Annotated in this window: 21 protein-coding genes; 7 read left to right on the top strand and 14 right to left on the bottom strand. The window is 63.3% G+C overall.

Translation table 11 applies throughout. From position 1 onward, the window contains the following. Positions 1 to 31: 31 nt before the first annotated feature. The 8 genes from rpmG to ACWGTI_RS18750 form a co-directional block, all read right to left on the bottom strand. Positions 32 to 199 carry a 50S ribosomal protein L33 gene (gene rpmG, locus ACWGTI_RS18715; protein WP_006201775.1) on the bottom strand — a complete coding sequence of 56 codons (168 nt, stop codon included), beginning with the start codon at positions 197 to 199 and terminating at the stop codon, positions 32 to 34. Positions 200 to 353: 154 nt separating this feature from the next. Beyond that, positions 354 to 812, bottom strand: a complete 459-nt coding sequence (locus tag ACWGTI_RS18720) for a hypothetical protein (protein WP_454588484.1) — start codon at positions 810 to 812, stop codon at positions 354 to 356. A 113-nt stretch (positions 813 to 925) separates the two neighbouring features. Continuing rightward, on the bottom strand, positions 926 to 2,104 hold the full coding sequence (locus ACWGTI_RS18725) for an MFS transporter (RefSeq protein WP_454574116.1): 1,179 nt from the start codon (positions 2,102 to 2,104) through the stop codon (positions 926 to 928). A 21-nt stretch (positions 2,105 to 2,125) separates the two neighbouring features. Further along, the gene (locus ACWGTI_RS18730; RefSeq protein WP_454588485.1) at positions 2,126 to 2,866 is read right to left on the bottom strand and encodes an NUDIX hydrolase; all 741 of its coding nucleotides are present in this window, start codon (positions 2,864 to 2,866) and stop codon (positions 2,126 to 2,128) included. An 86-nt stretch (positions 2,867 to 2,952) separates the two neighbouring features. Next, positions 2,953 to 3,405 (bottom strand): DUF983 domain-containing protein, encoded by a 453-nt coding sequence (locus ACWGTI_RS18735; RefSeq protein WP_454588486.1) that lies wholly within the window; start codon positions 3,403 to 3,405, stop codon positions 2,953 to 2,955. After that, positions 3,405 to 5,711, bottom strand: coding sequence for a ribonuclease R (gene rnr / locus ACWGTI_RS18740; protein ID WP_454588487.1), 2,307 nt, complete (start codon positions 5,709 to 5,711; stop codon positions 3,405 to 3,407). The genes ACWGTI_RS18735 and rnr overlap by 1 nt, the downstream gene beginning before the upstream one ends. 4 nt (positions 5,712 to 5,715) lie before the next feature. After that, positions 5,716 to 8,352 (bottom strand): type I DNA topoisomerase, encoded by a 2,637-nt coding sequence (topA, locus tag ACWGTI_RS18745; RefSeq protein ID WP_454588488.1) that lies wholly within the window; start codon positions 8,350 to 8,352, stop codon positions 5,716 to 5,718. Between the two features lie 332 nt (positions 8,353 to 8,684). Beyond that, entirely contained in the window at positions 8,685 to 9,062 is a 378-nt protein-coding gene (locus ACWGTI_RS18750; RefSeq protein WP_454588489.1) for a COG4315 family predicted lipoprotein, read from the bottom strand. A gap of 219 nt (positions 9,063 to 9,281) precedes the next feature. Here ACWGTI_RS18750 and ACWGTI_RS18755 point away from each other — a divergent pair, with 219 nt between their 5' ends. Continuing rightward, positions 9,282 to 10,031: a cytochrome c biogenesis CcdA family protein gene (locus tag ACWGTI_RS18755; RefSeq protein WP_454588490.1), complete on the top strand. Its 750-nt coding sequence runs from the start codon at positions 9,282 to 9,284 to the stop codon at positions 10,029 to 10,031. A gap of 62 nt (positions 10,032 to 10,093) precedes the next feature. Here ACWGTI_RS18755 and ACWGTI_RS18760 read toward each other — a convergent pair whose 3' ends face one another. After that, on the bottom strand, positions 10,094 to 11,221 hold the full coding sequence (locus tag ACWGTI_RS18760) for a hypothetical protein (protein WP_454588491.1): 1,128 nt from the start codon (positions 11,219 to 11,221) through the stop codon (positions 10,094 to 10,096). Between the two features lie 227 nt (positions 11,222 to 11,448). Here ACWGTI_RS18760 and glmU point away from each other — a divergent pair, with 227 nt between their 5' ends. Continuing rightward, a complete protein-coding gene (glmU, locus tag ACWGTI_RS18765) occupies positions 11,449 to 12,822 on the top strand; it encodes a bifunctional UDP-N-acetylglucosamine diphosphorylase/glucosamine-1-phosphate N-acetyltransferase GlmU (protein WP_454588492.1) in 1,374 nt (457 codons plus the stop codon). A gap of 148 nt (positions 12,823 to 12,970) precedes the next feature. Here glmU and ACWGTI_RS18770 read toward each other — a convergent pair whose 3' ends face one another. Together ACWGTI_RS18770 and ACWGTI_RS18775 are read right to left on the bottom strand one after the other, a co-directional pair. After that, the gene (locus ACWGTI_RS18770) at positions 12,971 to 13,555 is read right to left on the bottom strand and encodes a sulfocyanin-like copper-binding protein (protein ID WP_454588493.1); all 585 of its coding nucleotides are present in this window, start codon (positions 13,553 to 13,555) and stop codon (positions 12,971 to 12,973) included. Positions 13,556 to 13,750: 195 nt separating this feature from the next. After that, entirely contained in the window at positions 13,751 to 14,119 is a 369-nt protein-coding gene (locus ACWGTI_RS18775) for an ADP-ribosylation/crystallin J1 (RefSeq protein ID WP_454588494.1), read from the bottom strand. Between the two features lie 214 nt (positions 14,120 to 14,333). Here ACWGTI_RS18775 and glmS point away from each other — a divergent pair, with 214 nt between their 5' ends. Together glmS and ACWGTI_RS18785 are read left to right on the top strand one after the other, a co-directional pair. Further along, on the top strand, positions 14,334 to 16,157 hold the full coding sequence (glmS, locus tag ACWGTI_RS18780) for a glutamine--fructose-6-phosphate transaminase (isomerizing) (protein ID WP_454588495.1): 1,824 nt from the start codon (positions 14,334 to 14,336) through the stop codon (positions 16,155 to 16,157). Positions 16,158 to 16,249: 92 nt separating this feature from the next. Continuing rightward, on the top strand, positions 16,250 to 17,008 hold the full coding sequence (locus tag ACWGTI_RS18785) for a DUF502 domain-containing protein (protein WP_454574106.1): 759 nt from the start codon (positions 16,250 to 16,252) through the stop codon (positions 17,006 to 17,008). Here ACWGTI_RS18785 and recG read toward each other — a convergent pair. After that, positions 16,960 to 19,068 (bottom strand): ATP-dependent DNA helicase RecG, encoded by a 2,109-nt coding sequence (gene recG, locus ACWGTI_RS18790; RefSeq protein WP_454588496.1) that lies wholly within the window; start codon positions 19,066 to 19,068, stop codon positions 16,960 to 16,962. The two genes, ACWGTI_RS18785 and recG, sit on opposite strands and share 49 nt — an antisense overlap. A gap of 296 nt (positions 19,069 to 19,364) precedes the next feature. On the opposite strand from recG, the gene ACWGTI_RS18795 reads away from it, so the two are divergent. From ACWGTI_RS18795 to ACWGTI_RS18805, 3 genes are all read left to right on the top strand, one after another. Further along, positions 19,365 to 19,652 carry a succinate dehydrogenase assembly factor 2 gene (locus ACWGTI_RS18795; protein ID WP_454588497.1) on the top strand — a complete coding sequence of 96 codons (288 nt, stop codon included), beginning with the start codon at positions 19,365 to 19,367 and terminating at the stop codon, positions 19,650 to 19,652. Positions 19,653 to 19,665: 13 nt separating this feature from the next. Continuing rightward, a complete protein-coding gene (gene mfd / locus ACWGTI_RS18800; RefSeq protein ID WP_454588498.1) occupies positions 19,666 to 23,163 on the top strand; it encodes a transcription-repair coupling factor in 3,498 nt (1,165 codons plus the stop codon). Between the two features lie 137 nt (positions 23,164 to 23,300). Next, positions 23,301 to 24,674, top strand: a complete 1,374-nt coding sequence (locus ACWGTI_RS18805) for a class II 3-deoxy-7-phosphoheptulonate synthase (RefSeq protein ID WP_454588499.1) — start codon at positions 23,301 to 23,303, stop codon at positions 24,672 to 24,674. 57 nt (positions 24,675 to 24,731) lie between these two features. On the opposite strand, the gene ACWGTI_RS18810 is transcribed toward ACWGTI_RS18805, so the two are convergent. After that, the gene (locus ACWGTI_RS18810; RefSeq protein WP_454588500.1) at positions 24,732 to 25,502 is read right to left on the bottom strand and encodes an RES family NAD+ phosphorylase; all 771 of its coding nucleotides are present in this window, start codon (positions 25,500 to 25,502) and stop codon (positions 24,732 to 24,734) included. Further along, entirely contained in the window at positions 25,462 to 25,845 is a 384-nt protein-coding gene (locus ACWGTI_RS18815; RefSeq protein ID WP_454588501.1) for an MbcA/ParS/Xre antitoxin family protein, read from the bottom strand. The genes ACWGTI_RS18810 and ACWGTI_RS18815 overlap by 41 nt, the downstream gene beginning before the upstream one ends. Between the last annotated feature and the right edge of the window lie 58 nt (positions 25,846 to 25,903).

The raw sequence follows: 25,903 nt of genomic DNA on the forward strand, positions 1-25,903 counted from the left end.
CGGCGTTTTTACAGAGCGTGCAGAAACCAGATTACTTGATCTTGGTTTCCTTGAACTCGACGTGCTTCTTGGCGACCGGATCGTACTTGCGGAACGACAGCTTGTCCGTCTTGGTACGGCTGTTCTTGCTGGTCACGTAGAAGAAACCGGTGTCGGCGGTCGACAGAAGCTTGATCTTGATGTTTGCGGCTTTGGCCATTGTATCAGTCCGTTATGTTCGTGGGGTTTTGGCCGCTGGAGCGGGGGAAAACACCCGGACGCGGGAAACTTGGCGCGACACATAAAGAACGTGCCCGGAAAGTCAAGCCCGGCGCGCCAGCTGTGACCAAGTGCAGCCGCCCTTTGGCTTGAAATCACACGGTTTGCGCTACCGGCGCAGCTGCTTTCTTCCAGTCGCCGGTGGTGTTCCACCAGCGATTCGGATTGGCGCGGTCGTCCAGGCCCTTGGAGCGGCTGGCCAGGATCGGCTGAATGCGGATCACCGGCTCCTGGTAGGAATGCGCCTGGAAAATCGCCTCGGCGACGCGGGCGGCGAGCAACTGGTCATCGGGCAATTCGAACGAGACCTCGACCGTGCCGGGACGGCGACGCAAGTCGGCCTCGGCGCCGGCGGCAGCACCTTCGAGCGGCCGGTAGCGTTCGATGCCGTGCGCGGACTGGTAGGCGTTGCGGTCATACTTGCCCATGGCGAGCGGGGCGATCACGACCACGGCATCCATGATGCGGTCGACATCGGCGGCCGGGGCCTGGAAGCTGACAAGCAGCAGGAGCGTCATGCGTAACGATGTGGTTTCAAAGCCGCTGTCGATCATGGCAGTATCCTCGATCTCGGGTGTTTTGGGACACCCTTTTAGCTGAGGCCTCCTGACACGGTTCTGTCAGCAGCCGTGTCTTTGCGTCGTGAAAAAGCGCTTGCCGTCGCCGGCTACAACAGGAGTTTGCGGATCAGCCTGACGCTGACCAGGGCGATGTAGGTACCGAAGAACAGGCCGAGCGACCAGCCGAAGCCGGAGGGCCCGAAGGCATCCATGCCAATGCCGATCGCCTGCGGGCCGAGCACCATGCCGACACCGTAGCAGAGCACGAAGGCGGCGTTGGCCGAGGCCAGTTCGTGGCCGGAAAGCTGGGAGCCGAGATGGGCAAGGCCGATCGTGTACATGGCGGCGACCACACCGCCCCAGACGAACAGGAGCGCTGCCATGAGGTGCCAATTCCCGGCGAAGAACGGCATGAAGATGGTGCCGGCAAGCCCGACAGTGGCGCAGGCTAAAAGCAGGTAGCGGCGGTCGCTGACGCGATCGCTGATCATGCCGATCGGAATCTGCAGCAGTACGTTGCCGAGGCCGATCATGGTCAAGAGAAGGGCCGCGTCGGCCTCGGAGTAGCCTATGCGGTTGCCATAGACAGGAAACAGCGCAAAACCGCCGGTCTCGACGGCGCCGAACACCAGCACGGCGGCGGTCGCCGTCGGCACCAGCCAGATGTAGCGAAGGAAGTTGCTGGTCTCACCGTCGACCACGATGGTGGGGCTTTCGTTCCGCGCGGCCAGCACCGGTACCGCGGCCAGGGCCACCAGGACAATAATGACGCCGAACGGCCTGAAGCCGGCGCTGCCGATATGGGCGAAGATCCACGGCCCGGCGGCAAAACCGAGCGACAGCACGGTGGCGTAGATGCCGAGCACCAGGCCGCGCCGGCGCGGCGGCGCCGAGGTGCTGATCCAGAATTCCGACAGGATGAACAGCACCGTGAGCGCGATGTGCAGCACGATGCGCAGCGGGAACCACATCCAGAAGTCGGGTGCGAAATGGAAGCCGACAAAGGCGAGCGCACCGGCGACGATCATGCCGATCATCGTCCAGGCGACGCCGAAGCGCATGGCCAGTGGCGTGGCCAGCGGGGCGCCGGCGATCGAGGCAAGGCCGGCGACCGCGGTGTTGAGGCCGATCATCGAGGCCGAATGGCCGCGCGTCTCGAGGATGACGCTGAGCAGCGGCATGCCGAGGCCGATGGCGATGCCGACGACGCTGATGGACGAGATCGCGGCGATCATCGGTAGCCAATGGACGCGTTCGTCCCCCTCTTGCTGGGTATCGACCGTCATGGGATGCCTGAATACTCGATGCTAGAGAACTTCGCGAACGAAGCGGTTGCGGACAAGCCGGTAGAACGGCACGGACCCACCGGGTCGCAGGCGTGGATCGTCGGCAAGCCGCTTCTCCAGGTCCTGCAGGATCGTTCGGGTGATATCGGGGATGTCGGCCTCTCTGGCCTTGGCAAGCGGCAGCCAGACCAGTTCTTCCAGCTCATTGGTCGGGCCGCCACCTGGCAACTCGACGACGACGTCGCTGCGCCAGGCGCTGAAGAAGCGGGTGTCGAAACGACGCACCCGATTGGGTGGCGTAATGGCACGGGCGATGAAGCGAAGCGGCGCCAGCGAGGGCTGGACGCCGTGCTCGACAAAGCCATGCCAGTCGCGTTTGTCCGTTGCGAAGGCGCCTTTGGAGCCGATGAGCAGGCCGGCTTCCTCATAGGTCTCGCGGATGGCCGAGAGCGCAATGGCGCGGGCCCGCGACGGGCTGATGCGGCCGACGCTGGCGGTCAGCTTGGCTTCTTCCGCTGGCAGCAGCGGGGTGGCAACGGCAATGCGGCTGTCGGCCGGATCGGTGCGGCCGCCGGGAAAGACGAATTTGCCGGGCATGAAGGCATGGCCGGCATGACGCCGGCCCATCAGCACCAGGACGTCGTCGCCCTTGCGTTCGAGCAGGATCAGGGTGGCGGCGTCGCGCGGACGCATGGGCTGGCCGCCATGGGCGGCCGCGCCACGGTCCATCCTGTCGACTTCCGCCTTGGTCATACCTTCCATGCGCAGGACCTAGCGGAAACTTCTGGCAAGCGAAAGTGGCCTTTCACGGTCGGCATGTTGCGTCAGGCAGCATTGCCCGATGAGCGTCAGGTTCCTGGACGTGACTCGGTTCCGTCCTTTTCGCCGCCGAATCCGTGCATATAGAGCGCCCATTGCAGTCCTATGACGGCGCCCTTGACCGGTTGAAGCAGAGCGACGGACAGCACGATGGTCAGCGGCACCCAGATGGCGATGTGCTGCCACATGGAGAGCGTCGAGGTCGCCTCGACACCCATGAAGGCGCCAAGAACAATGTGGCCGACGATGACGATGACGAGATAGGCGGGCAGGTCGTCGGCGCGGTGGTGGTCAAGCTCTTCGCCACAGACGCTGCATTTGTCGACGCTCTTGGTGAAGCCGGCAAACAATTTGCCTTCGCCGCAATGCGGGCAGCGGCCAAGCGCGCCGCGCTTCATCGCCGTCCACAGCGGACGGGCGGCGCGGCCCGAATGATGTTCGCCGCCGAAAACCTGTTCCTGGATACCCAATTCGCTTGCCATCATCGTCTCCTGCCGCGCGAACCCGGGCGCGATTGCGACGCGCGGGCGCGGCCTTTTGCCTTGTGAAACGACCGCTTGGAGCCGGGCAGGGGCTTCGGGTCGGTCAGCATTTCGAAACGCATCGCGCCGGCCATGGGCGCCACCTCGATCAGGCGAACCTCGACGCGGTCGGCAAGCTGGTAACCCTTGCCGGTGCGTTCTCCGAACAGCGATCGCGCGGTTTCGTCGTATATATAGTAATCGCCGTTCAGACTTGACACCGGGATGAAACCATCTGCGCCAAACTGCGGCAATTGGACAAATAGTCCTGATTTGGTGACGCCGGAGATGCGGGCGTCGAAACGGTCGTCGATGCGCTCGGCGAGATAGGCCGCGATCAGCCGGTCGACCGTGTCGCGCTCAGCCGCCATCGCGCGGCGCTCGGTGGCGGAGATCAGCACCGCCACGTCTTCCAGCCGCGCCGCCTCATCCTGCGTCAGCCCGCCTGGGCCAAGCCCCAGTGCGGCAATCAGCCCGCGATGCACGATCAGATCGGCATAGCGGCGGATCGGTGAGGTGAAATGCGCATAGCGCCTGAGATTGAGACCGAAATGGCCGATGTTCTTGGGCGCGTATTCGGCCTGGCTCTGCGAACGCAGCACCACTTCGTTGACCAGCCCTTCATTGTCGGCGCCGCGCACGCGATCGAGAATGCCGTTGAACTGGGCGGGCCGCATCTGCGCGCCGCGCGCCAGCGACAGGCCGAGTGTTTGCAGGAACTCGCGCAGCGATTCCTGCTTGGCCAGCGACGGCGCGTCGTGGACGCGGTAGACCAGCGCCTGCTTCTTTGCCTCCAGCGTCTCGGCGGCGGCGACATTCGCCTGGATCATGAATTCTTCGATCAGCTTGTGCGCGTCGAGCCGTTCCGGAACGATGACGCGGTCGACAGTGCCGTCCGGCTTGAGCATGATCTTGCGCTCGGGCAAATCGAGCTCGAGCGGCTGGCGGCCGTCGCGGCCGCGCTTCAGGATCGCGTAGGCGTCCCACAGCGGCCTCAGCACCGTGTCGAGGATCGGCCCGGTCTTGTCGTCGATCACGCCGTCGATCGCAGCCTGTGCCTGCGGGTAGGCGAGTTTGGCCGCCGACTTCATCATGACGCGGTGGAAAGAATGGCGCAGCTTGCGGCCATCGGCCGAAAAGGTCATGCGCACGGCGAGCGCCGGCCGGTCCTGGCCTTCGCGCAGCGAACAGAGGTCGTTGGAGATGCGCTCGGGCAACATCGGCACGACTCGGTCGGGAAAATAGACCGAATTGCCGCGCTTCTGCGCCTCGCGGTCGAGTGCGGTGTTATAGCGGACATAGGCCGCGACATCGGCAATCGCCACCGTGGCGATCACGCCACCGGGATTCTTCTCGTCGAGGTCGGGCGTGGCAAACACCGCATCGTCATGGTCCTTGGCATCGGCGGGGTCGATGGTGACCAGCGGCAGGTCGCGCCAGTCCTCGCGGTGATCCATCGTCGCCGGTTTCACCGCTTCGGATTCGGCGATGACGTCGGCCGGGAAGATGTGCGGGATGTCGTGCGCGTGGATGGCGATCATCGAGATCGCCTTTTCGCCGGTCAGCGAGCCCAATACCGCCAGCACTTTCGCGCGCGGCAGACCGTAACGGGAGGCTCGCGCCGGCTCGACCTCGACCAGGTCGCCGTTTTTGGCGCCGTTCTGAAATTCCTTGTCGACGATCAGCTCGGGCTGGCGCCGTTCGACCGGCTCGATGCGGAAAGTGCCGTCCTTGAGGATGCGGAAGATGCCGAGCACGGCATCGGTCCGCTTCTCGAAAATCTTCATCACGCGGCCCGTATAGGCAGGCCCGGTCGGCTCATCGGTGGGGAAGGTCTTGGCCAGCACGCGGTCGCCAATGCCCGGTTGCGGGCCATTGCCGCCGCGCGAGACGCGGATCGAGACGACGGGCGGCTCGCCGGTGCCGACGGCCTCGGCCGGATGCGCCAGCAGGATGCCGTCGCCGTCGCGGCCGAAAATGTCGAGCACTGCGACATGGGGCAAGGCGCCGACGCGGGCCAGCCGCTTGCGCTCCTTGGTCAGGACGCCTTCGTCCTGCAGGTCGCGCAGAATGTCCTTCAGCCAGATGCGGTCGTCGCCGCGCAGCGCAAACGCCTTGGCGATGTCGCGTTTGCCGGCACGGTCGGGATTTTCAGCGATGTAGCGCAGGATCTCGTCACGCGAGGGCCGGTAGTCGTCCTTGACCTTGGCCCTGGTGTCGGCGGTGCGCGGATCGCCGTGGCTTCTACCGGTGATCCTGCGCGCCACGCTTTTATCCCTTTTTCTTCGCCGCCGGCTTTTTGGCTGCCGGCTTCTTGGCTGTGGTTTTCGTGGCCGCCGGGGCCTTGGCTGCTGCCGCCTTGCGGAACGGCTTCTTGCCGCCGCCGCCCTTGGCTTCCTTCTCGGCAATCAGCGCCAGCGCGTCCTCGACGGTCACCGACTGCGGGTCCTTGCCCTTGGGCAGGGTCGCATTGACCTTGCCGTAGTTGACGTAAGGCCCGTATTTGCCGTCGCGCACGACGATCTTGCCGCCGCCATCGGGATGGTCGCCGAGCTCCTTCAGTGCAGCGGCCGTGCCGCCATTGCGGCCGCCCTTGCCCTTCAACTGCTTCTCGGCGATCACCGACACGGCGCGGTTAAGGCCGATCGAGAACACGTCCTCGATGCTGTCGACATTGGCGTAGGTGCCGTCATGCAGCACGAACGGACCGTAGCGGCCGAGCCCGGCCGAGATCATCTTGCCGCTCTCGGGATGCTTGCCGACATCGCGCGGAAGCGACAGCAGAGCAAGCGCCTTCTCATGGTCGATCGATTCTGGCGTCCAGCCCTTGGGCAGGCTGGAGCGCTTGGCTTCCTTGCCGTCGCCGCGCTGGATGTAGGGGCCGAAGCGGCCTGAGCGCAGCGTGATTTCCTCTGAGGTGTAGGGGTCTTTGCCCAGCACCTTGGTGCCGTCCTCGCCGCCGCCATTCTCGCCATTCGGGTTGGCGGCGTCGCCGAGCTGGCGGGTGAAGGAACATTCCGGATAGTTGGAGCAGCCGACGAAGGCGCCGAATTTGCCGAGCTTCAGCGACAGGTTGCCGGTGCCGCATTTCGGGCAGATGCGCGGGTTGGAGCCGTCTTCGCGCGTGGGGAACACAAGCGGCGCCAGTTCCTCGTTCAGCGCGTCGAGCACGTCGGTGACGCGCAGTTCCTTGATGTCGGCGACAGCGCCGGAAAAATCCTTCCAGAAGTCGCGCAACACGTCTTTCCAGGCGAGCTTGCCGTCGGAAATCTCGTCGAGCTTTTCCTCAAGCGAAGCGGTGAAATCGTATTCGACATAGCGCTCGAAGAAGCTTTCGAGGAAGGCCGACAGCAGCCTGCCCTTGGCCTGCGGCACCAGCCGGCGCTTGTCGATGGTGACGTAGTCGCGGTCTTCCAGCGTCTTCAGGATCGCCGTGTAGGTCGAGGGACGGCCGATGCCTAGTTCTTCCAGCTTCTTGATCAGCGACGCCTCGGAATAGCGCGGCGGCGGCTCGGTGGTGTGCTGGGTGGCGTTGATTGCGTCGCGCCTGAGCTGCTCGCCGGCGCGGATCTCGGGCAGGCGGCGGTTTTCCTCGTCTTCCGCGTCATCGTCCTTCTGGTCGGTGTAGGCGGCGATGAAACCGTCGAAGCGGACGACCGAGCCGACAGCGCGCAGTTCCGCGGTGCGGGGGCCGTTGACCGCCTCGATCTCGACCGTGGTCCTTTCGATCTCGGCCGATTGCATCTGGCTGGCGATGGCGCGCTTCCAGATCAACTCGTAAAGCCGTAGCTGGTCGGAATCGAGGTACTGCCTGACCGAAGCCGGGGCGCGAATGAAGTCGGTCGGACGGATCGCCTCGTGCGCTTCCTGGGCGTTCTTGGCCTTGGTCGTGTACTGACGTGGCTTTTCAGGCAGGTATCTTGGGCCGAATTCCTTGGCGATGGCGTCGCGTGCAGCATCGATCGCCTCGGGCGCCATCTGCACGCCGTCGGTTCGCATATAGGTGATCAGGCCGGTGGTCTCGCCACCGATCTCCATACCTTCATAGAGGCGCTGCGCCACCTGCATGGTGCGCGTCGCCGAAAAGCCGAGGCCCGACGACGCGGCCTGCTGCAGCGTAGAGGTGGTGAAGGGTGGGCCGGGATTGCGCCGGGTCGGCTTGGCTTCCACCGACAGGGCCTTGAAGGTCGCACCCTCGAGCATGCCCTTGATATCGTCGGCCTGCGCCTTGTTGGCGATGTCGAGCTTTTGCAGCTTCTTGCGCTCGAAAGCGGTCAGCCGTGCCTCGAAAGTCTCGTTGCGCGGCGTGCCAAGGAGAGCGGCGATCTGCCAGTATTCCTCGCGGATGAAGCGTTCGATTTCGGATTCGCGGTCGCAGACCAGGCGCAGCGCCACCGACTGGACGCGGCCGGCCGAACGGGCGCCCGGCAGCTTGCGCCACAGTACCGGCGACAGGGTGAAGCCGACGAGATAGTCGAGCGCCCGGCGGGCGAGATAGGCATCGACCAGCGGCGCGTCGATCTGGCGCGGATTGGCCATCGCTTCCAGCACCGACGATTTGGTGATGGCGTTGAAGACGACGCGGCTGACCGGCTTGTCCTTCAACGCGCGCTTCTGCTTCAGAACTTCCAGGACGTGCCAGGAAATGGCTTCGCCCTCGCGGTCCGGGTCGGTGGCGAGGATCAGGCCGTCGGCATCCTTGACCGCCTTGGCGATGTCGGCGAGGCGCTTGCCCGACGCGGTGTCGACCGCCCAGGACATGGCGAAATCCTCGTCCGGACGCACCGAGCCATCCTTGGCCGGCAAATCGCGGACATGGCCGAACGAGGCCAGAACCTTATAGTTCTTGCCGAGGTATTTGTTGATTGTCTTTGCCTTGGCCGGCGATTCGACGACGACGACGTCCATGAGTTCTCATATCAGCTGTGGTGCGGCAGGAGGATTCCGCTGCGCGCGACGAAATCTCGTTCTATTTGCCGCTCACATGGCCGCGCTTTTGCATCCGGTCAAGGGGAGGCGGCCAAATTGCCGGCGTGGCCGCAGCAATACACTCTAAGAGTGTATGGAGAAAATCACAGAATTCGAGGACGTCCGGTTTGGGCGTCAAGTCTTGAACAGACGACTCAGAAGCGGCGGCTGGTCCGTCCTTCGAGCTGCCGCAAAACGAAACTGGCCGCCGGGTCGCCTGGAGCCGGCAGCCAGCTTGGTCCCGCCGATCGGCGGGGTAGAGGTTCGAAAGATCAGTCGGCCTTGACGATATGCCAGACTTCGCCGACGCCGTCGCCGGTCGTGTCGCCGGCCTTCTTGTCCTTGATGAAGGTGTAGACCGGCTTGCCGTCATAGGCCCACATCTTAGTGCCGTCGGTGCGGTCGACGATGCTCCATTCGTCGTCCGCCTTGGCGCCGGCCTCGGCCTTCAGCGGCGGCCAGTTGGTGGCGCATTTGTCGTAGCAGTTGGTCTTGCCCTTCTCATCCTTGTCATAGGTATAGAGCGTCATGCCCTTGGCATCGGTGTAGATCTTGGTGCCGTTGACTTCGGCTTCCTTCCACGCTTCGGCAGCGAAGGATGCGGCGGTGCTGAGCAAAAGGGCCGCGAGCCCGACAGTGATCGTTTTCATGGAAATCTCCCTGGGTATTCGAAGAAGCGCGCAGAAATCGCGGGCCTCGCTCTGTCAACGCCTGGCGAGGGGCGTTTCTTCCCCGGCTTGGTCATCTGACGATCGGCCGGTAACAATTCCTCCGGCCAGGCCGTACCTGTAGCCAAAAGCCACACGATGGTGATTGGCGAACATGGTTTTGCGTCGCTATATCGGCGCCAGCGAATCTGGAGTTTCGGAATGGCATTGGACATCGGCTATGTCAGCGCGGTCGGGGCGGGGGCGATCTCGTTCCTGTCGCCTTGCGTGCTGCCGCTGGTGCCGCCCTATCTCTGCTACATGGCCGGCGTGTCGGTCGACGACTTTCGCGGCGGCGGTGCCGGCGTCACGGCCAAAGCCGGTGCGCGCGGCGCATTGCTCTATTCCTCGATCGCCTTCGTGCTCGGTTTCTCCACCGTGTTCGTCGCACTTGGCGCCGGCGCGTCGACCATTGGCCACTGGCTACGCGTCTGGCAGGAGCCGCTGGCGATGGCCGCGGGCGTACTGATCATCCTGATGGGGCTGAATTTCCTCGGCATCTTGCGCATCCCGCTTTTGTCGCGCGAGGCGCGCTTCCAGTCGCAGGGCAAGCCGGCCAGCATGGTCGCCGCCTATGTCATGGGTCTGGCCTTCGCCTTCGGCTGGACGCCGTGCATCGGCCCGGTGCTGGGGCCGATCCTGACGCTGGCCGGCGGTCGCGAGACGGTCGGCGAAGGCGCGCTGCTGCTCGCCGCCTATTCGCTGGGCCTCGGCATACCGTTCCTGATCGCGGCCTTGTTCTCCGGCGCCTTCATGCGCTTCCTAGGCAAATTCCGCGTCCATCTCGGCCGCGTTGAAAAGGCAATAGGCGCGCTGCTGGTCGTCGCCGGTGTGTTCTTCCTTACCGGTGGTGTGCAGACGGTGTCCTACTGGCTCCTGGAGAATTTTCCGGTGCTGGGACGGCTTGGATAGGCTGGCCAGCGGGAACTGTTCGTTTGCCGATCGCGGTCGCTATCCCCGGATCTCCTCTGGAATCAGAAATGCGGCTCCACGCGCTGGAAGACGCAGACGCGTTTGAAGCCGTCCATTTGTGGCTGAACCAGGATAGCCGTCGGGCGCTGGTCCCAATTGGTCGGCTGTGCCAAAAAGTAAAGCTGCCCGTCGATGCGTTGCGTGTCGAAGTGAACGTAACGCCAGCTTACACCGGGGTAGATACCTGGCATGTTTCCGGCGATGACAACCCAACCCGAAGGTAGTTTGTCCGCAGGAGAATTGTTCGTATCGTCTTCAAGCATGCTTTCATTCAGCATTGCCGCAGGGTCGTCTGTAACGGGGGCAAACATCATCAGATCGCCGTCGAAATAGTGGTTTGTCCTGCTCCAACGGACAAGCTTGCGGTTTACGCCAGGAGACACTTCGATCGTTGCGACATCGAGACCATAGTTCACGCTTTGCGCAGGGAAGACGTTGGCGGTGTCGTTGATATCGCCAGCAGACGGAATGCCCTTTGGCCGAAGGCGCAGAAACTTTCGACAAAGGCGCGGTTCCGTCGTCCCTCGCGCCAGAAAAATTCTCCCGACAGGCGGTCGGCTATTTTTCGGCGCATATTCGATGCGGTCGACCTTGTGACGCTCCAGCTGGAGTGGTTCGTCATGGCATGTGACAGGCCCGATCGCGGACTCTGTGTAGTTATGCGGTGCATAGCAATAGCTCAACCTGTCCGGTCGAATGACGACACCGACCATTCGAGGATTGTCACCCAACGCGTAGCCTGGCTTCCATTCCTTGCGTGACAGGACTTTTCGCTTTGCGATCCACAGACTGAAGAAGGCCGGCGGATTCGCGCCGCCCTGCCCATGTGCGAAGGCCTGCCCCTGTCCGTCGCGAATGCGGATCGTCCAGCCATTGGCGATGGTGCAATCGGACCGGCTTAGGGTGGGCGTCGCCGACAAGCCTTCGTCGACTTCGGCAGGCAGTTGCCGATATACAACCGGATCGTCGTTCCAAGTCAGCGTAAACCTGACCAGCGCAATGCTTGAGCCGCGTTTGCAAACAAGCTCGGCGTGTGGGGTGACTTCGTCGGCCTGAGCTGTGTCGGGGCAGATCAGTATCGAAATAAAAAGCAGCAATGCGGCAAGGGTATGCAGCTCACGGTTCAACATTTGCAGCCTCCCTTTTCAGAGCACGTCAGGGCCGATATCCGGCGCGAGCCGAGCAACGAAAGCACTATTCAGCACGAATTTCCCGGAAACTTTTTGCAATACCAAGACCCGCTGATTAAGAGTCAGCTGCTCTCCGCCATCTCACCGGAATTTAACCGCATTGGTGCAGCATGCCGCCGCTGCTATCCTGCCTTGATTCCCAACCCTTTTCATATGGTTGTCCGTCTATGAGCCAGAGATCCTGCCTGTCCGTCATTCTCGCCGCCGGCGAAGGCACGCGCATGAAGAGCGCGTTGCCGAAGGTGCTGCACCAGGTCGCCGGCCTGCCAATGGTCGCCCATGTGGTGAAGGCGGCTGAAGCAGCGGGCGCCGGCAGCCAGGCGCTAGTGATCGGCCATGGCGCCGACGAGATGCGCAAGGCGGCAGCGAAATTCGCACCGAAAGCCGAGACCTTCGTGCAGGAAAAGCGCTTGGGCACCGCGCATGCGGTGCTGGCCGCGCGCGATGCGATTTCAAAGGGTTATGACGATGTCCTCGTGATGTTCGGCGACACGCCGCTGATCGATGCCGAAGCGCTCGCCAATGCGCGGCAAAAGCTGGCCGACGGGGCTGCCGTCGTAGTCGTCGGCTTTCGCCCGCCCAACCCGACCGGTTATGGCCGGCTGATCGAAAAAGGCGGCAAGCTCACCGCCATCCGCGAAGAGAAGGACTGCTCGGCGGAAGAGAAAAAGATCGGCTTCTGTAATGCCGGCATGATGGCGGTTGCCGGCAAGCATGCGCTGAGCCTGCTCGATCGGGTCGGCAACAGGAACGCCAAGGGTGAGTATTATCTGACCGACATCGTCGAGATCGCCAGCGCCAAAGGCCTCGATGTCGTCGCCACCGAAGCCAGCTTCGAGAGTGCGCTCGGCATCAACAACCGGGCCGAGCTGGCCGAGGCGGAAGCGATCTGGCAGCAGCGCAAGCGGCGTGAGGCCATGCTGTCGGGCGTGACGCTGATTGCCCCGGAAACCGTGTATTTCTCGCACGACACGGAGATTGGGGCCGATACTATCGTTGAACCTAATGTCTGGTTCGGTCCGGGCGTGAAGATCGCCGGCGGCGCCAAGATCCACGCCTTCAGCCATATCGAAGGCGCGACCATTGCGTCCAACTGCGATGTCGGGCCGTTCGCGCGGCTCAGGCCAGGCGCCGATCTGAGGACCAAGGCGAAGGTCGGCAATTTCTGCGAGGTCAAGCAGGCGGTTGTCGAGGAAGGCGCCAAGGTCAACCATCTGACCTATATCGGCGATGCAAGGGTGGGCGCGGGGGCCAACGTCGGCGCCGGCACCATCACCTGCAATTATGACGGCTACTCAAAGTTCTTCACCGACATCGGCGAGGGCGCCTTCATCGGCTCGAATTCGTCGCTGGTGGCGCCGGTCACCATCGGCAAGGGCGGCTACATCGCTTCGGGCAGCGTGATCACCGAAAGCGTGCCCGACGACGCGCTGGCCTTCGGCCGCGCCCGCCAGAAGACGATCCCAGGCAAGGGCAAGGAATTGCGCGAGCGGTTTGCCTCGGCCGCGGCAGCGAAAAAGAAAGCCGGTGCCGACCACTAGGGTCAAAACCAATCAGCCGGTTGCCGCCAACGGGCGAGGTGGTGGAAAATGGTCGCGCGCGGGGAACGGCCTAAGTAGCCTCATCTGCCAACAGGGCGACCATTGCGGATCAAGGACGGCGCTATGACGCGCGCTTGCTCGCCCAGGCCTATGGGCGTCCCGGGGGCTGCTCCTGCGGAAACTTGTCTTCATGGATGATTGCCACGGCCCGCTCAAGGTTGCCTCTCACCTCGAAACCGATCCAGTGGCCATACATCAGGTGCGTTTGTCTCGGGCAGGCGAGGAAATAGCTCCCGGCCTGCTGCGCAACAAAGTTGAGTTGTCTCCGCTCATTAATTTTGATCCCATCCAGCGGAGTGGTGTACGCTCCCCAGATCGCGTCCGAAGCCCTCAACTTCACTGGCATCTCCGACTGACCATAGACCCTGGTCAGCATCAGGCCGTGCCAGAAATTCGAGGAGCCGTTAATGAATTCGATCTGTACCGACCATTGCTCTGGCACGATGATCGAGAGGTTGCCGCCCCAGTAGCCGTTGAAGTCGATAATGTCGGTCCGGATGTTGTCCCTGCGGTACCGCTCGATTTGGTTCCAATCGGCAACGATCTCAATAGCCACCTTCCTGGCTGCGGGATCGTTTTTGATCCAGCTCGGGACGAAAGGCTCTCCAGCCAGCGCAATTCCAGGCAACAATCCCAAGGCGAGAGTGAGGACAACGTGGGCAAAGCGTGCCATCGCAAATCAGAGGCTCCTCCGAGGCGGGTTGGCCGAGTGCAATCGACCGCAATCGTGGTCGACTGGGCCATTCCTTTAAGCAGAAACTAATATCACAATTGGAACCCGGGTCACAGCGTCACATGGATGGGTGCTCGGCTGGGTCTGCGATGGTCGAACTCCGTCGTTCAGAGTGATTGGTTCTGACCCTAGCGGTCAGCCGGCAGGCTCCGCATCCTCGCCGAAAGCGGCGGTCACTTCGATCCTGCCGACGATCGCCTTGTTGAAGTCGGCGAGGTCTTCGGCCGGGATCCAGTATTCCAGATGCGCCTTGCTGCCGGCATGTTCGACATGATAGCGATCGAGAAAGCTTTTCAGCACATCGAACCGGGTAACGAAGCCTGCGCCGCTGGCCGGCACGTTCCAGTCGCGGGCGATCTGCGTCGCATAGGCCTCGGTCAAAACCGGATAGAAAATCGGCTGATCGGGCAGGCGCGGCGGGAATTCCCGCATCCCTGACGCCTTGATCAGTTCCAGTTCCTTCGGTCCGACGGGACGCCAGAGTGTGACGGTGGCTTGGCTCATCATGGTCGGACCTTAGCCAGATATTGCGAAAACGAGAACCGGACGCCTCGAAAAATCGAGCAATTGCAGTAACCGGATTGCAAGAGCGATCTGCGATGGTGCATCGGGTTGACAAGCGTTCCGTTACACCAGACGAAACGCAAAGTGACTTTCGCGGCAGGCCGGCAATCCCTAGATAGCGCTGGTTTTCCATCGGGAATCGGGGGCAGGCGTCATGTGCGGTATCGTCGGAATTGTCGGCCAGCAGCAGGTTGCGCCGCTCATTGTCGATGCTTTGAAACGGTTGGAGTATCGCGGCTATGACTCGGCCGGCGTCGCCACCGTCGAGAAAGGCGCGCTCCGCCGCCGCCGTGCCGAAGGCAAGCTGATCAACCTCGAACGCCGGTTGAAGGACGAGCCGCTCGATGGCACGATCGGCATCGGCCATACGCGCTGGGCAACGCATGGCGTGCCGAACGAGACCAACGCGCATCCGCATTTTTCCGACGGCGTCGCCATCGTTCACAACGGCATCATCGAGAATTTCGCCGAACTGCGCGACGAGCTCATTCGCGACGGCTATGCCTTCTCGTCGCAGACCGACACCGAAGTCGTCGCGCATCTGGTGGCGCGCGAACTGGCCAGGGGGCTGAAGCCAGTCGAGGCGGCGCACGCGGCGCTGAAGCGGCTGGAGGGCGCCTTTGCACTGGCCATCATGTTCACGGGCGACGAGGACCTCATCGTCGGCGCTCGCAACGGCCCGCCTCTGGCCGTCGGCCATGGCGACGGCGAGATGTTTTTGGGCTCCGACGCCATTGCGCTCGCGCCCTTCACCAATTCGATCACCTATCTGGAGGACGGCGACTGGGCGGTGGTGCGCCGCGGCGGCGTCACCATCTTCGACATCGACGGCAAGAAGGTTGCCCGCAAGCGCCAGCAGTCGCTGTCGACCAGCTTCATGGTCGACAAGGGCAATCGCCGCCACTTCATGGAAAAGGAAATCCAAGAGCAGCCGGAGGTGATCTCGCACACGCTGGCTCACTATGTCGATTTCGTCTCGGGTGTTTCGAAGCCACTGGATCTGCCGTTCGACTTCGCCAAGATCGGCCGGCTGGCAATCTCGGCCTGCGGCACCGCCTATCTCGCCGGCCTGATCTCGAAATACTGGTTCGAGCGCTATGCACGGCTGCCGGTCGACATCGATGTCGCCTCGGAGTTCCGCTACCGCGAAATGCCGCTGTCGGCTGATGACGCCGCCTTTTTCATATCGCAGTCGGGTGAGACGGCCGACACGCTTGCCTCGCTGCGCTATTGCCGCAAGGCCGGCATGAAGATCGGCGCCATCGTCAATGTGCGGGAATCGACCATGGCGCGCGAATCCGATGTCGTGCTGCCGACATTGGCCGGACCGGAAATCGGCGTCGCCTCGACCAAGGCGTTCACCTGTCAGCTCTCGGTGCTGGCGTCGCTGGCGGTGCGCGCCGGCGTGGCGCGCGGCACGATCTCGAAGGATGAGGAAAAGACGCTGGTTCGCGCGCTTTCGGAGGCGCCGCGCTATGCCAACCAGGTGCTGAAGCTCGAGGAGCAGATCGAGCGCATCGCGCGCGAAATCTCGCGCTACAAGGACGTGCTCTATCTCGGCCGCGACACCAATTTCCCGCTGGCCATGGAAGGCGCGCTGAAGCTCAAGGAAATCTCCTACATCCATGCCGAGGGCTACGCCGCGGGCGAGCTGAAACACGGGCCGATCGCGCTGATCGACGAGAACATGCCGGTGATCGTCATCGCACCGCACGACCGCATCTTCGAAAAGACGGTGTCCAACATGCAGGAAGTGGCGGCGCGCGGCGGCAAGATCATCCTGATTACCGATGCCAAGGGGGCGGCGCAGGTCAGTGTGAAGACGATGGAAACGATCATCCTGCCCGACGTGCCGGAAATCATTTCGCCGATCATCTACGCGCTGCCGATCCAGATGCTGGCCTACTACGCCGCCGTCTTCATGGGCACCGACGTCGACCAGCCGCGTAATCTGGCGAAATCGGTGACGGTGGAGTAGCCAGCGCTCATTGGCGGTCTTAAAAACTTCGCAGTTCCAAAGCGCCGTCTGCTTCACTAATGTTGCGCTGCAACGCGCGCGTCCGGTGAACCATGTCCGATGCTCCCAGAACTTCCGGCATGACCCGGCTGAGGAACTATTTCCTCACAGGCTTCATCGTCTGCGCGCCTCTGGCGATCACCGCCTATATCGCCTGGTCGTTCATCGGCTGGGTCGACTCTTGGGTAAAACCCTACATTCCGGCGCGCTACAGCCCCGACACCTATCTGCCGTTTCCGGTTCCGGGTTTCGGCCTGATCGTTGCGCTGGTCCTGATTACGCTGATCGGCTTCATGACCGCCAACATCGTTGGCCGGGCCATCGTCAATTTCGGCGAGCGACTGCTCGGCCGCATGCCGCTGGTGCGCGGCATCTACGGCTCGCTGAAACAGATTTTCCAGACGGTGCTGTCGAACAAGGGCGACATGTTTCGCCAGGTCGGGCTGGTCGAGTATCCGCGAAAGGGGGTCTGGTCGCTGGTCTTCGTCGCCAGCGAGAAGGAAACCGAGATCAACCAGAAGCTCGACCAGGAAGGCGACCCGATGATCGCCGTCTTCATGCCGTGCACGCCCAACCCGACCACCGGTTTCCTGATGTATGTGCTGAAATCCGACATCGTGCTGCTCGACATGACGATCGAGGACGGCGCCAGACTGATCGTTTCGGCCGGCCTGGTAGCGCCCGAGGTCAAGACCAGGCTCGTCGACCTCAACGGTGAGCCGCTCGAGAGCGCACTTGCCAACCCGTCGGTGGCCGCCCTGGCTCAGCCGGCGCGCAAAAGCCGCACCGCCTCGTCGCGGCCGAACAAATAGAGCAACAGCCTCAGCGCCTCGCCGCGTTCGGATTGCAGTTCCGGATCGCGTGACAGGATCAGCCGCGCATCGTCGCGGGCGGCTTCCAAAAGGTCGGCATGCGCCTCGATGCGCGCCACCTGGAAACCCGGCGTGCCGGATTGGCGGGTGCCCAGCAGCTCGCCTTCGCCGCGCAGTTTCAGATCCTCCTCGGCGATCAAAAAACCGTCCTCGGTCTCGCGCATCACCGACAGCCTACGCTTTGCCGTCTCGCCGAGCGGGTCCTTGTAGAGCAATACGCAAGAGGAGGGCTTGTCGCCGCGCCCGACGCGGCCGCGCAGTTGGTGCAGTTGCGCCAGGCCAAAGCGCTCGGCGTGCTCGATGACCATGATCGTGGCGTCGGGTACGTCGACGCCGACCTCGATGACGGTGGTGGCGATCAGGATGCGGGTTTCGCCGACCTTGAAGGCGCGCATCGCCTCGTCCTTTTCGGCGCCCTTCATGCGTCCGTGAACGAGGCCGATGCGGTCGCCGAACAAGGGTTGCAGCGAGGCGAAACGGTCCTCGGCGGACATCAGCTTGATCTCTTCGGATTCCTCGACCAGCGGGCAGATCCAGTAGATTTTCTGGCCGTCGGCGACGGCGTCGAGCATGCGGCCGACCAACTCGTCCAACCGCTCCAGCGGCAGCGTGACGGTGCGGATCGGCTGGCGGCCGACCGGCTTCTCCGTCAGCTTGGAGACGTCCATGTCGCCGAAGGCGGTCAGCACCAAAGTGCGCGGGATTGGCGTTGCCGTCATCACCAGCATGTCGGGCGCATCGCCCTTGGCGGTGATGGCAAGCCGCTGGTGGACGCCGAAGCGGTGCTGCTCGTCGACGACGGCAAAGACGAGGTCGTGGTAAGTCACCGTTTCCTGGAACAAAGCATGAGTGCCGACGACGATGTCGATGTCGCCGCTGGCGAGACCTGCCAGCGTCTCAGCGCGCTCGCGGCCCTTCTCACGGCCGGTCAGAATCGCGACGCGCAGGCCGGCTTTTTCGGCCAAAGGCGTGATCGTTGCCAGATGCTGGCGCGCCAGGATTTCGGTCGGCGCCATCAACGCCGCCTGGCCGCCGGCCTCGACGGCGCGCGCCATGGCAAGCAGCGCCACCACCGTCTTGCCGGAGCCGACATCGCCCTGCAGCAGGCGCAGCATGCGTTCCGGATCGGCGAGATCGGCGTTGATTTCGGCGAGCGCGAATTCCTGGCTGCCTGTCAATGAATAGGGCAGGGCCGCGCGCAGTTTCTCGACAATGCGGCCGTCGCCGATCAGCGGCCGGCCCGACAGGCGGCGCACTTTTGTCCGCACCAGCGCCAGCGAGACCTGGCCGGCGAGAAACTCGTCATAGGCAAGCCGCCGCCATGCCGAGGCCTCGATGGCGACATCGATCGGGTCCGCGGGATAATGTATGCGGGCGAGTGCATCGGCGAAGGCGGGAAAGGTCTGCTTGCGCATGAAGGCACCGTCCTGCCATTCCGGCAATTCCGGCAGCCGGCCGAGCGCCTGGCCGATGGCGCGGCGCAGCACCTTGCCCGACAGGCCAGCGGTCAGCGGATAGACCGGCTCGACCAGCGGTAGGGTTTCCGCCTCGCTGACCAGCGCGATATGGTCGGGATGGACCATGGTCGGGCGGCCATTAAACCACTCCATACGGCCGGAGACGATGACATGTTCGCCCACCGGCATCGCCTTTTCGAGATAGGCGGCATGGGCGTGAAAAAAGGTCAGCCCGATCTCGCCAGTGTCGTCATGGGCATAGACGCGGTAGGGCACCGACCGGTTGCCGCGTGGCGGTGGCTGGTGGCGGTCGATGCGCACGTCGAGCGTGACGATGGCGCCGGCAGGCGCGAGCGCGATGCCGGGGCGATTGCGGCGGTCGATCACGGTGTGAGGCAGCACGAAAAGAAGGTCGCCGGCGCGTGCCGGCCGTTCGCCGAGATCGGCCGCGACCACCTTCTCGATCAGCCCGCCGACCTTCGGCCCAACGCCGGCAAGCGAGGTGATCGGGACGAATAGGGGATCGAGGAGGGAAGGGCGCATCAGGGCTGCGCCGTAGTTGGAGTGAGAAAAGCTGAGTTCCCTGCCGGACATCTCCCCCGCAAGGGGGGAGATTGGCAGCTCTTGCGCCGGCCCACTCTCTCGACCTTGCAGGTTATCGAAAGCCGAGATGACATCCGATCTCCCCCCTTGCGGGGGAGATGGCCGGCAGGCCAGAGGGGGGTGTGAAAGAATGCAATCATTTCAGATTGATTGTCGGGTGTCTCACTTTGCCTTGCAAGGCTGACACCGCCCTCTATCCACGCTATATGCGCCGCACCACGTAAGGATGCGGCACGATGACCGGGACGAAACGATCAAGCGAGGGGCTGGATACCCGCCGCCGCAAGCTGTTGTTCCGATCCTGGCATCGCGGCATGCGCGAGATGGACCTGATCCTCGGCACCTTTGCCGACAACGAGATCGGCGCCTTGACCGGCGACGAAATCGACCAATATGAAAGGCTCCTCGACATTCCCGACACCGAATTCCTGCCCATGGTCACCGGCGAACGCCCGGTTCCCGGGGATGTCGACTGTGCCGTCCTGCAAAAGATTCTGGCATCGCGCCGGACCATGACTTTCTGAAACACGTGCAATCATGAGCCTCATCCCTAAAATCGGTCTGCCGAAAGGCCGCGCCGGCCAGTTCATCGTCGACGGCGTCGCCGACGGCTACGAAGCCTTTGCGCTGGTGCAGGCGATCCATGAGATCGCGCCGGACAAGCCTGTGCTGTTCGTCGCGCGCGACGGCCAGCGCCTGCCGGCGATCACGGAGGCGCTGACCTTTGCTTCGCCCGGCCTGCCGGTGCTGGAACTGCCGGCCTGGGACTGCCTGCCCTACGACCGCGTCTCGCCCGGTTCGGACGCCGCCGCCAAGCGGCTCGATGCGCTGACGGCGATGATCGCGCTGGCGAAGAAGCCGCATCGCGCCGTCATCCTGACCACCGCCAATGCCTTGCTGCAGCGCATCCCGCCGGCCGATCTGGTCGAAGCGCAGACTTTTCACGCCAGACCCGGCAACCAGATCGACATGAATGCGCTGGTGTCGCGGCTGGAGATTTCCGGCTTCGAACGGGTGCCGACCGTGCGCGGCGTCGGCGAATTCGCGGTGCGTGGCGGCATTCTCGACCTCTACGCGCCCGGCTGGACCGAAGCGCTCAGGCTCGATTTCTTCGGCGAGACGCTGGAATCGATCCGCGTCTTCGACGCCGCCACGCAGCGCACCACCGGTCAGCGCAAGTCGATGGCGCTGCAGGCGATGAGCGAAGTGGCGCTGACGCCGGAAACCATCAGCCGCTTCCGCCGCTCCTATATCGAGGCCTTTGGCGCGCCGCAGCGCGACGACGGGCTTTATGCGGCGGTGAGCGAGGGTCGGCGATTCGCCGGCATGGAACACTGGCTGCCTCTGTTCTACGAGCGGCTGGAGACGGTGTTCGACTATCTGCCTGATGCGCCAGTGATCTTCGACCATCTGGCGCATGAGGCGCTGGCCGAGCGCCATACGCTGATCCTCGACCACTACGAAGCGCGCCGCAAGCAAGCCGACGCCGCCTTGAAGGACGCCGTCCCCTACAAGCCGGTGGCGCCGGACCTGCTCTACCTTTCGCCGGAAAACCTCAAAGCGTCGCTCGGGTCGCGCGAAGACATAGATTTCACTGTGTTCGATGCGCCCGATGTCGGCGCCAAGAAAGTCTTCCATGGCGGTTCGCGCCATGGCCGCAGCTTTGCCGAGGAGCGCGCCGACCCCAACGCCAATGTCTTCGATGTCGTCGTGAAGCACATCGCAAACGAGCGCGCTGCACGGCGCCGCGTCATTGTCGCCGGCTGGACCGAAGGCTCGCTCGACCGGCTCGGCCAGATCCTCGCCGAACATCATCTCGGCAATCTCGTGCCTGTGGCGACGCTCAGTGAAGTGGAAAAGCTGGAACCGGGGCAGGCCGCCCTTGCGGTGCTGCCGCTGGAATCCGGCTTCGAGACCGAACATCTGGTCGTCGTTGCCGAACAGGACATTCTCGGCGACCGGCTGATCCGCCGCTCGAAGCGCAAGAAGCGGGCCTCCGATTTCATCGCCGAGGCCTCGTCGTTGTCGGCCGGTGACATTGTCGTCCATGCCGATCACGGCATTGGCCGCTTCATCGGCCTGCGCACCATCGAGGCGGTCGGCGCGCCGCACGACTGCCTGGAAATCCATTATGCCGGCGATGACCGGCTGTTCCTGCCCGTCGAAAACATCGAGCTTCTGTCGCGCTATGGTTCGGATTCGGCCGAAGCCTCACTCGACAAGCTCGGCGGCGGCGCCTGGCAGTCGCGCAAGGCGCGGCTGAAGAAGCGCCTGCTCGACATGGCCGGCCAACTGATCCGCATCGCCGCCGAGCGGCAGATGCGCTCGGCTCCCACGATGGTGCCGGCGGAAGGACTGTACGGCGAATTCTCGGCGCGCTTCCCTTATGAGGAGACCGACGACCAGCAGGGCGCGATCGATTCCGTCATGGACGATCTCGGCGCCGGCAAGCCGATGGACCGGCTGATTTGCGGCGATGTCGGCTTCGGCAAGACGGAAGTGGCGCTGCGCGCCGCCTTCATCGCGGCGATGGAAGGGTTCCAGGTGGCCGTGGTGGTGCCGACGACGCTGTTGTCGCGCCAGCATTTCAAGACGTTTTCGCAGCGCTTCTCCGGCCTGCCGATCCGCGTCGCCCAAGCCTCGCGGCTGGTCGGCGCCAAGGAACTGGCCGAAACCAAGAAAGGCATCGCCGAGGGCCAGGTCGACATCGTCATCGGCACCCATGCGCTGCTCGGGTCCGCGATCTCGTTCAAGAATCTCGGCCTCTTGATCATCGACGAGGAGCAGCACTTTGGCGTCAAGCACAAGGAGCGGCTGAAGGATTTGAAGACTGACGTTCACGTGCTGACGCTGTCTGCAACGCCGATCCCGCGCACCTTGCAGCTTGCCTTGACCGGCGTGCGCGAACTGTCGTTGATCGCCACGCCGCCGGTTGACCGCATGGCGGTGCGCACCTTCATCTCGCCCTTCGATCCGCTGGTCATCCGCGAAACGCTGCTCAGGGAGCGCTATCGCGGCGGCCATTCCTTCTATGTCGTGCCGCGCATCAGCGATCTCGCCGAAATTCATGATTTCCTGAGGGAATCCGTGCCTGAGCTGAAGGTTGCGGTGGCGCATGGCCAGATGCCGCCCGGCGAACTCGACGACATCATGAACGCCTTCTATGACGGCCAGTACGATGTGCTGTTGTCGACCACCATCGTGGAATCCGGGCTGGATATTCCGACCGCCAACACGCTGATCATCCATCGCGCCGACATGTTCGGCTTGTCGCAGCTCTATCAGTTGCGCGGCCGCGTCGGCCGCTCCAAAGTGCGCGCCTACGCGTTGTTCACGCTGCCGGCCAACAGAAAACTCACCGATACGGCCGAACGCCGGCTGAAAGTGCTGCAGTCGCTGGACACGCTCGGCGCCGGCTTCCAGCTCGCCAGCCACGACCTTGATATCAGGGGCGCCGGCAATCTTCTGGGCGAAGAGCAGTCCGGCCACATCAAGGAGGTCGGCTTCGAGCTTTACCAGCAGATGCTGGAAGAGGCGGTGGCCGAGGTGAAGGATTCCGGCGAAGTGCAGGATGGCGGCTGGTCGCCGCAGATCGCCGTGGGCACGGCCGTCATGATCCCGGAAAGCTATGTGCCGGACCTGCAGCTCAGGCTGGCGCTTTATCGCCGCCTTGGCGACCTCGAAAACACCGAGGAGATCGATGCCTTCGGTGCCGAGCTGATCGATCGCTTCGGGCCGCTGCCGGAGGAGGTGAAGCATCTGCTCAAGATCGTTTTCATCAAGGCGCTCTGCCGCAAGGCCAATGTCGAAAAGCTTGATGCCGGGCCGAAGGGCGTTGTCATCCACTTCCGCAAGCGCGAGTTCTCCAACCCGGTCGGGCTGGTCAAGTACATTGGCGAACAGGGTTCGCTGGCGAAGATCCGGGCCGACCACAGCGTTGTCTTCATCCGCGATTGGCCAACGGCCGAGAAGCGCCTGGCGGGTTCGGCTGTCGTCATGACGCAGCTGGCAAAGCTGGTGGAGAAGGCGGCTTAAGCCGCCCGCCATCATTCGCCAGCGCCTAAATTCCGGTCTAGAATAGGAAATCGGCTTCGTGTATGGAGCCGCGATCCCCATATGGGGCGGGACATGGCGGGCAAAGGCCCCGCTGGAAAGAGCGTTTGGGTGTTGCGATGACGAAATGGTCGCCGAATTCTTGGAGAGCAAAGCCGATCAAGCAGGTTCCTGCCTATCCGGACCTTGCTGCGCTGAAGAACACGGAAGCCCAGCTCGCTACCTTTCCGCCGCTGGTTTTTGCAGGTGAGGCGCGCAAGCTCAAGAAGCAGCTGGCGAGCGTCGCAGCCGGTGATGCATTCCTTCTCCAGGGCGGCGATTGCGCCGAAAGTTTCGCCGAGCATGGCGCCGACAACATCCGCGACTTCTTCCGCGTCTTCCTGCAGATGTCGGTGGTGCTGACGTTTGCAGGTGCGCAGCCGGTGATCAAGGTCGGCCGCGTCGCCGGCCAGTTCGCCAAGCCGCGCTCGTCCGACAATGAGACCAAGAGTGGCGTGACGCTACCGAGCTATCGCGGCGACATCATCAACGGCATCGAGTTCGACCAGAAGTCGCGCATCCCAGATCCGGCCCGCCAGGAGATGGCCTACCGCCAGTCTGCGGCGACGCTCAACCTGTTGCGCGCCTTCGCCCAGGGCGGTTATGCCAGCCTGGAGAATGTCCATCGCTGGATGCTCGGTTTCGTTTCCGACAGTCCGCAGGGCGAGAAATACGGCGCGCTGGCCAACCGCATCACCGAGACGATGGACTTCATGAAGGCCGTCGGCATCACCTCGGAAACCAACTACGCGCTGCGCGAGACCGATTTCTACACCAGCCACGAGGCGCTGCTGCTCGGCTACGAAGAGGCGCTGACCCGCGTCGATTCGACCTCGGGCGACTGGTACGCCACGTCGGGCCATATGATCTGGATCGGCGACCGCACCCGCCAGCCCGACCATGCGCATGTTGAATATTGCCGCGGCATCAAGAACCCGCTCGGCCTCAAATGCGGTCCGTCGCTGACGCCGGACGGTTTGATGGAGCTGATCGACCTGCTCAATCCGGAGAACGAGCCGGGCCGGCTGACGCTGATCGCCCGCTTCGGCTCCGACAAGGTCGCCGACCATCTGCCGAAGCTGGTGCGGGCGGTGCAGAAGGAAGGCCGCAGCGTTGTCTGGTCGTCCGACCCGATGCACGGCAACACCATCGAGGCCGCCGGCTACAAGACGCGGCCGTTCGATCGCATCCTCAAGGAAGTGCAGACCTTCTTCGAGGTGCATCGCGCCGAAGGCACGCATCCTGGCGGCATCCATGTCGAGATGACCGGAAAGAATGTCACCGAATGCACGGGCGGCGCCCGTGCCATCACCGCCGAGGAATTGCAGGACCGCTATCACACCCATTGCGACCCGCGCCTCAATGCCGACCAGGCGATCGAGCTGGCCTTCCTGGTGTCGGATCTCTTGAAGAAGAGCCATCCGGTGCAGCACAAGCAGGCAGCCAACGGCTGAACCTGTCGCAGGTTGAAGAGAAAAGTGCCGGCGAAGTCCGGCGCTTTGTCGTTTTGATCAGCGGCCGCGTTCCCAGCGCAATCCGTCGAGCCGGGGATCATTGGCGAAGGCGGTTCTGGAAAACTCGATCCGCTTCTCCGGGAATTCGCAGATCGCCTGCACGCCGAACGAGCCGAGACGGATGCGCCAGGTATGCGGCTCCAGCGGCCTGGACTTGGTGAAGCCGCGGCACGTCAGCAGCGCTATATTGGCGCCCTTCGGATCGCGCGCCGAGCGGTAGCGGATCGCCTCCAACCCAGCCTCACGCGCGACATCGGCAATCCCCTGGCAGGCGGCATAGTCGGTCGGATGCGTCCACTCAGCCTCATCGCTGTCGAGCGGCGGCCGCGTCAGGTCGACGGCCTTGTCGGTGCGGATCGCGGCGGCGAAGGCAGTGTATTCGGCGGCGTCGTGCGGCCACGGCGTGTCGGGCGAATCGGCAAAGAACAGCAGGCGGTAGAAGGCCATTTCGGCGACCGCCGTCATGATCGTCTCCGCGGCATAATAGACACCGAGGGTGCGGCCGGCGCGGCGGAAGCGCGAGCCGTAGGGATAGATCGAGCCGTAACGGAAGGGGGTCGCCAGGAGGTAGTGGAGATGCCGGCATTCCATGGGGATCTGCGGCTTGGTCTCCTCGATCAAATCCTCGAGCAACGCCTGTTCGTCCAGCGTGTCGACGACTTTCAGCGTCGAGACCCGGTGCTGCGCCTCGACCATGCGCCAATATTTGCCGTCGAGCCGTGCGGCTTCAGACGAGAGCGCGTCGGGAGTCCAGATAGGCAATGACATCGACAAGCCCGGTGATGGTGAGGATCTTTTCAAGCGGGCTGCCGTCGAACGCCGTGTTGGGGTTCTTCAGCCATGCCTTGGCGATCGCCTCGTCACCGCCGACAATGGCGTCGAGCGAACGGAACAACCGCACGAACAACACCGCGAGTTCGAACGGCTTGGTGCCGCGCTCCAGCAGGAATTCCTGCCTGCGCATGCGCGAAACCGTGGCTTCCGAGACGCCGATGATCGACGCCAGCATCCTTGCGGTTATATCCAGAAGCTCGGCAGCACGCAGCGTGGCCTTGGTCAGGACCGCGTTTTCGGCCGTCTTGGCGGCAGCATTGCGTTGTGTAACAGGCATGGTCTCTCTCTTTCCATGGAAAATATAGTCCACGAAAATTCATATGGAAAGAGGTGGT

It is taken from the genome of Mesorhizobium sp. ArgA1 (genome assembly GCF_053714375.1).

What these genes read in the sequence shown, in the direction of transcription:
- mfd (WP_454588498.1), top strand. Translation starts at nt 19,666, where the DNA reads ATGAGCCTCATCCCTAAAATCGGTCTGCCGAAAGGCCGCGCCGGCCAG.
- ACWGTI_RS18760 (WP_454588491.1), bottom strand. Translation starts at nt 11,221, where the DNA reads ATGTTGAACCGTGAGCTGCATACCCTTGCCGCATTGCTGCTTTTTATT.
- ACWGTI_RS18725 (WP_454574116.1), bottom strand. Translation starts at nt 2,104, where the DNA reads ATGACGGTCGATACCCAGCAAGAGGGGGACGAACGCGTCCATTGGCTA.
- topA (WP_454588488.1), bottom strand. Translation starts at nt 8,352, where the DNA reads ATGGACGTCGTCGTCGTCGAATCGCCGGCCAAGGCAAAGACAATCAAC.
- ACWGTI_RS18730 (WP_454588485.1), bottom strand. Translation starts at nt 2,866, where the DNA reads ATGGAAGGTATGACCAAGGCGGAAGTCGACAGGATGGACCGTGGCGCG.
- ACWGTI_RS18770 (WP_454588493.1), bottom strand. Translation starts at nt 13,555, where the DNA reads ATGGCACGCTTTGCCCACGTTGTCCTCACTCTCGCCTTGGGATTGTTG.
- ACWGTI_RS18750 (WP_454588489.1), bottom strand. Translation starts at nt 9,062, where the DNA reads ATGAAAACGATCACTGTCGGGCTCGCGGCCCTTTTGCTCAGCACCGCC.
- glmS (WP_454588495.1), top strand. Translation starts at nt 14,334, where the DNA reads ATGTGCGGTATCGTCGGAATTGTCGGCCAGCAGCAGGTTGCGCCGCTC.
- recG (WP_454588496.1), bottom strand. Translation starts at nt 19,068, where the DNA reads ATGCGCCCTTCCCTCCTCGATCCCCTATTCGTCCCGATCACCTCGCTT.
- ACWGTI_RS18755 (WP_454588490.1), top strand. Translation starts at nt 9,282, where the DNA reads ATGGCATTGGACATCGGCTATGTCAGCGCGGTCGGGGCGGGGGCGATC.
- ACWGTI_RS18785 (WP_454574106.1), top strand. Translation starts at nt 16,250, where the DNA reads ATGTCCGATGCTCCCAGAACTTCCGGCATGACCCGGCTGAGGAACTAT.
- ACWGTI_RS18815 (WP_454588501.1), bottom strand. Translation starts at nt 25,845, where the DNA reads ATGCCTGTTACACAACGCAATGCTGCCGCCAAGACGGCCGAAAACGCG.
- ACWGTI_RS18775 (WP_454588494.1), bottom strand. Translation starts at nt 14,119, where the DNA reads ATGAGCCAAGCCACCGTCACACTCTGGCGTCCCGTCGGACCGAAGGAA.
- ACWGTI_RS18805 (WP_454588499.1), top strand. Translation starts at nt 23,301, where the DNA reads ATGACGAAATGGTCGCCGAATTCTTGGAGAGCAAAGCCGATCAAGCAG.
- glmU (WP_454588492.1), top strand. Translation starts at nt 11,449, where the DNA reads ATGAGCCAGAGATCCTGCCTGTCCGTCATTCTCGCCGCCGGCGAAGGC.
- ACWGTI_RS18795 (WP_454588497.1), top strand. Translation starts at nt 19,365, where the DNA reads ATGACCGGGACGAAACGATCAAGCGAGGGGCTGGATACCCGCCGCCGC.
- ACWGTI_RS18810 (WP_454588500.1), bottom strand. Translation starts at nt 25,502, where the DNA reads ATGTCATTGCCTATCTGGACTCCCGACGCGCTCTCGTCTGAAGCCGCA.
- ACWGTI_RS18735 (WP_454588486.1), bottom strand. Translation starts at nt 3,405, where the DNA reads ATGGCAAGCGAATTGGGTATCCAGGAACAGGTTTTCGGCGGCGAACAT.
- ACWGTI_RS18720 (WP_454588484.1), bottom strand. Translation starts at nt 812, where the DNA reads ATGATCGACAGCGGCTTTGAAACCACATCGTTACGCATGACGCTCCTG.
- rpmG (WP_006201775.1), bottom strand. Translation starts at nt 199, where the DNA reads ATGGCCAAAGCCGCAAACATCAAGATCAAGCTTCTGTCGACCGCCGAC.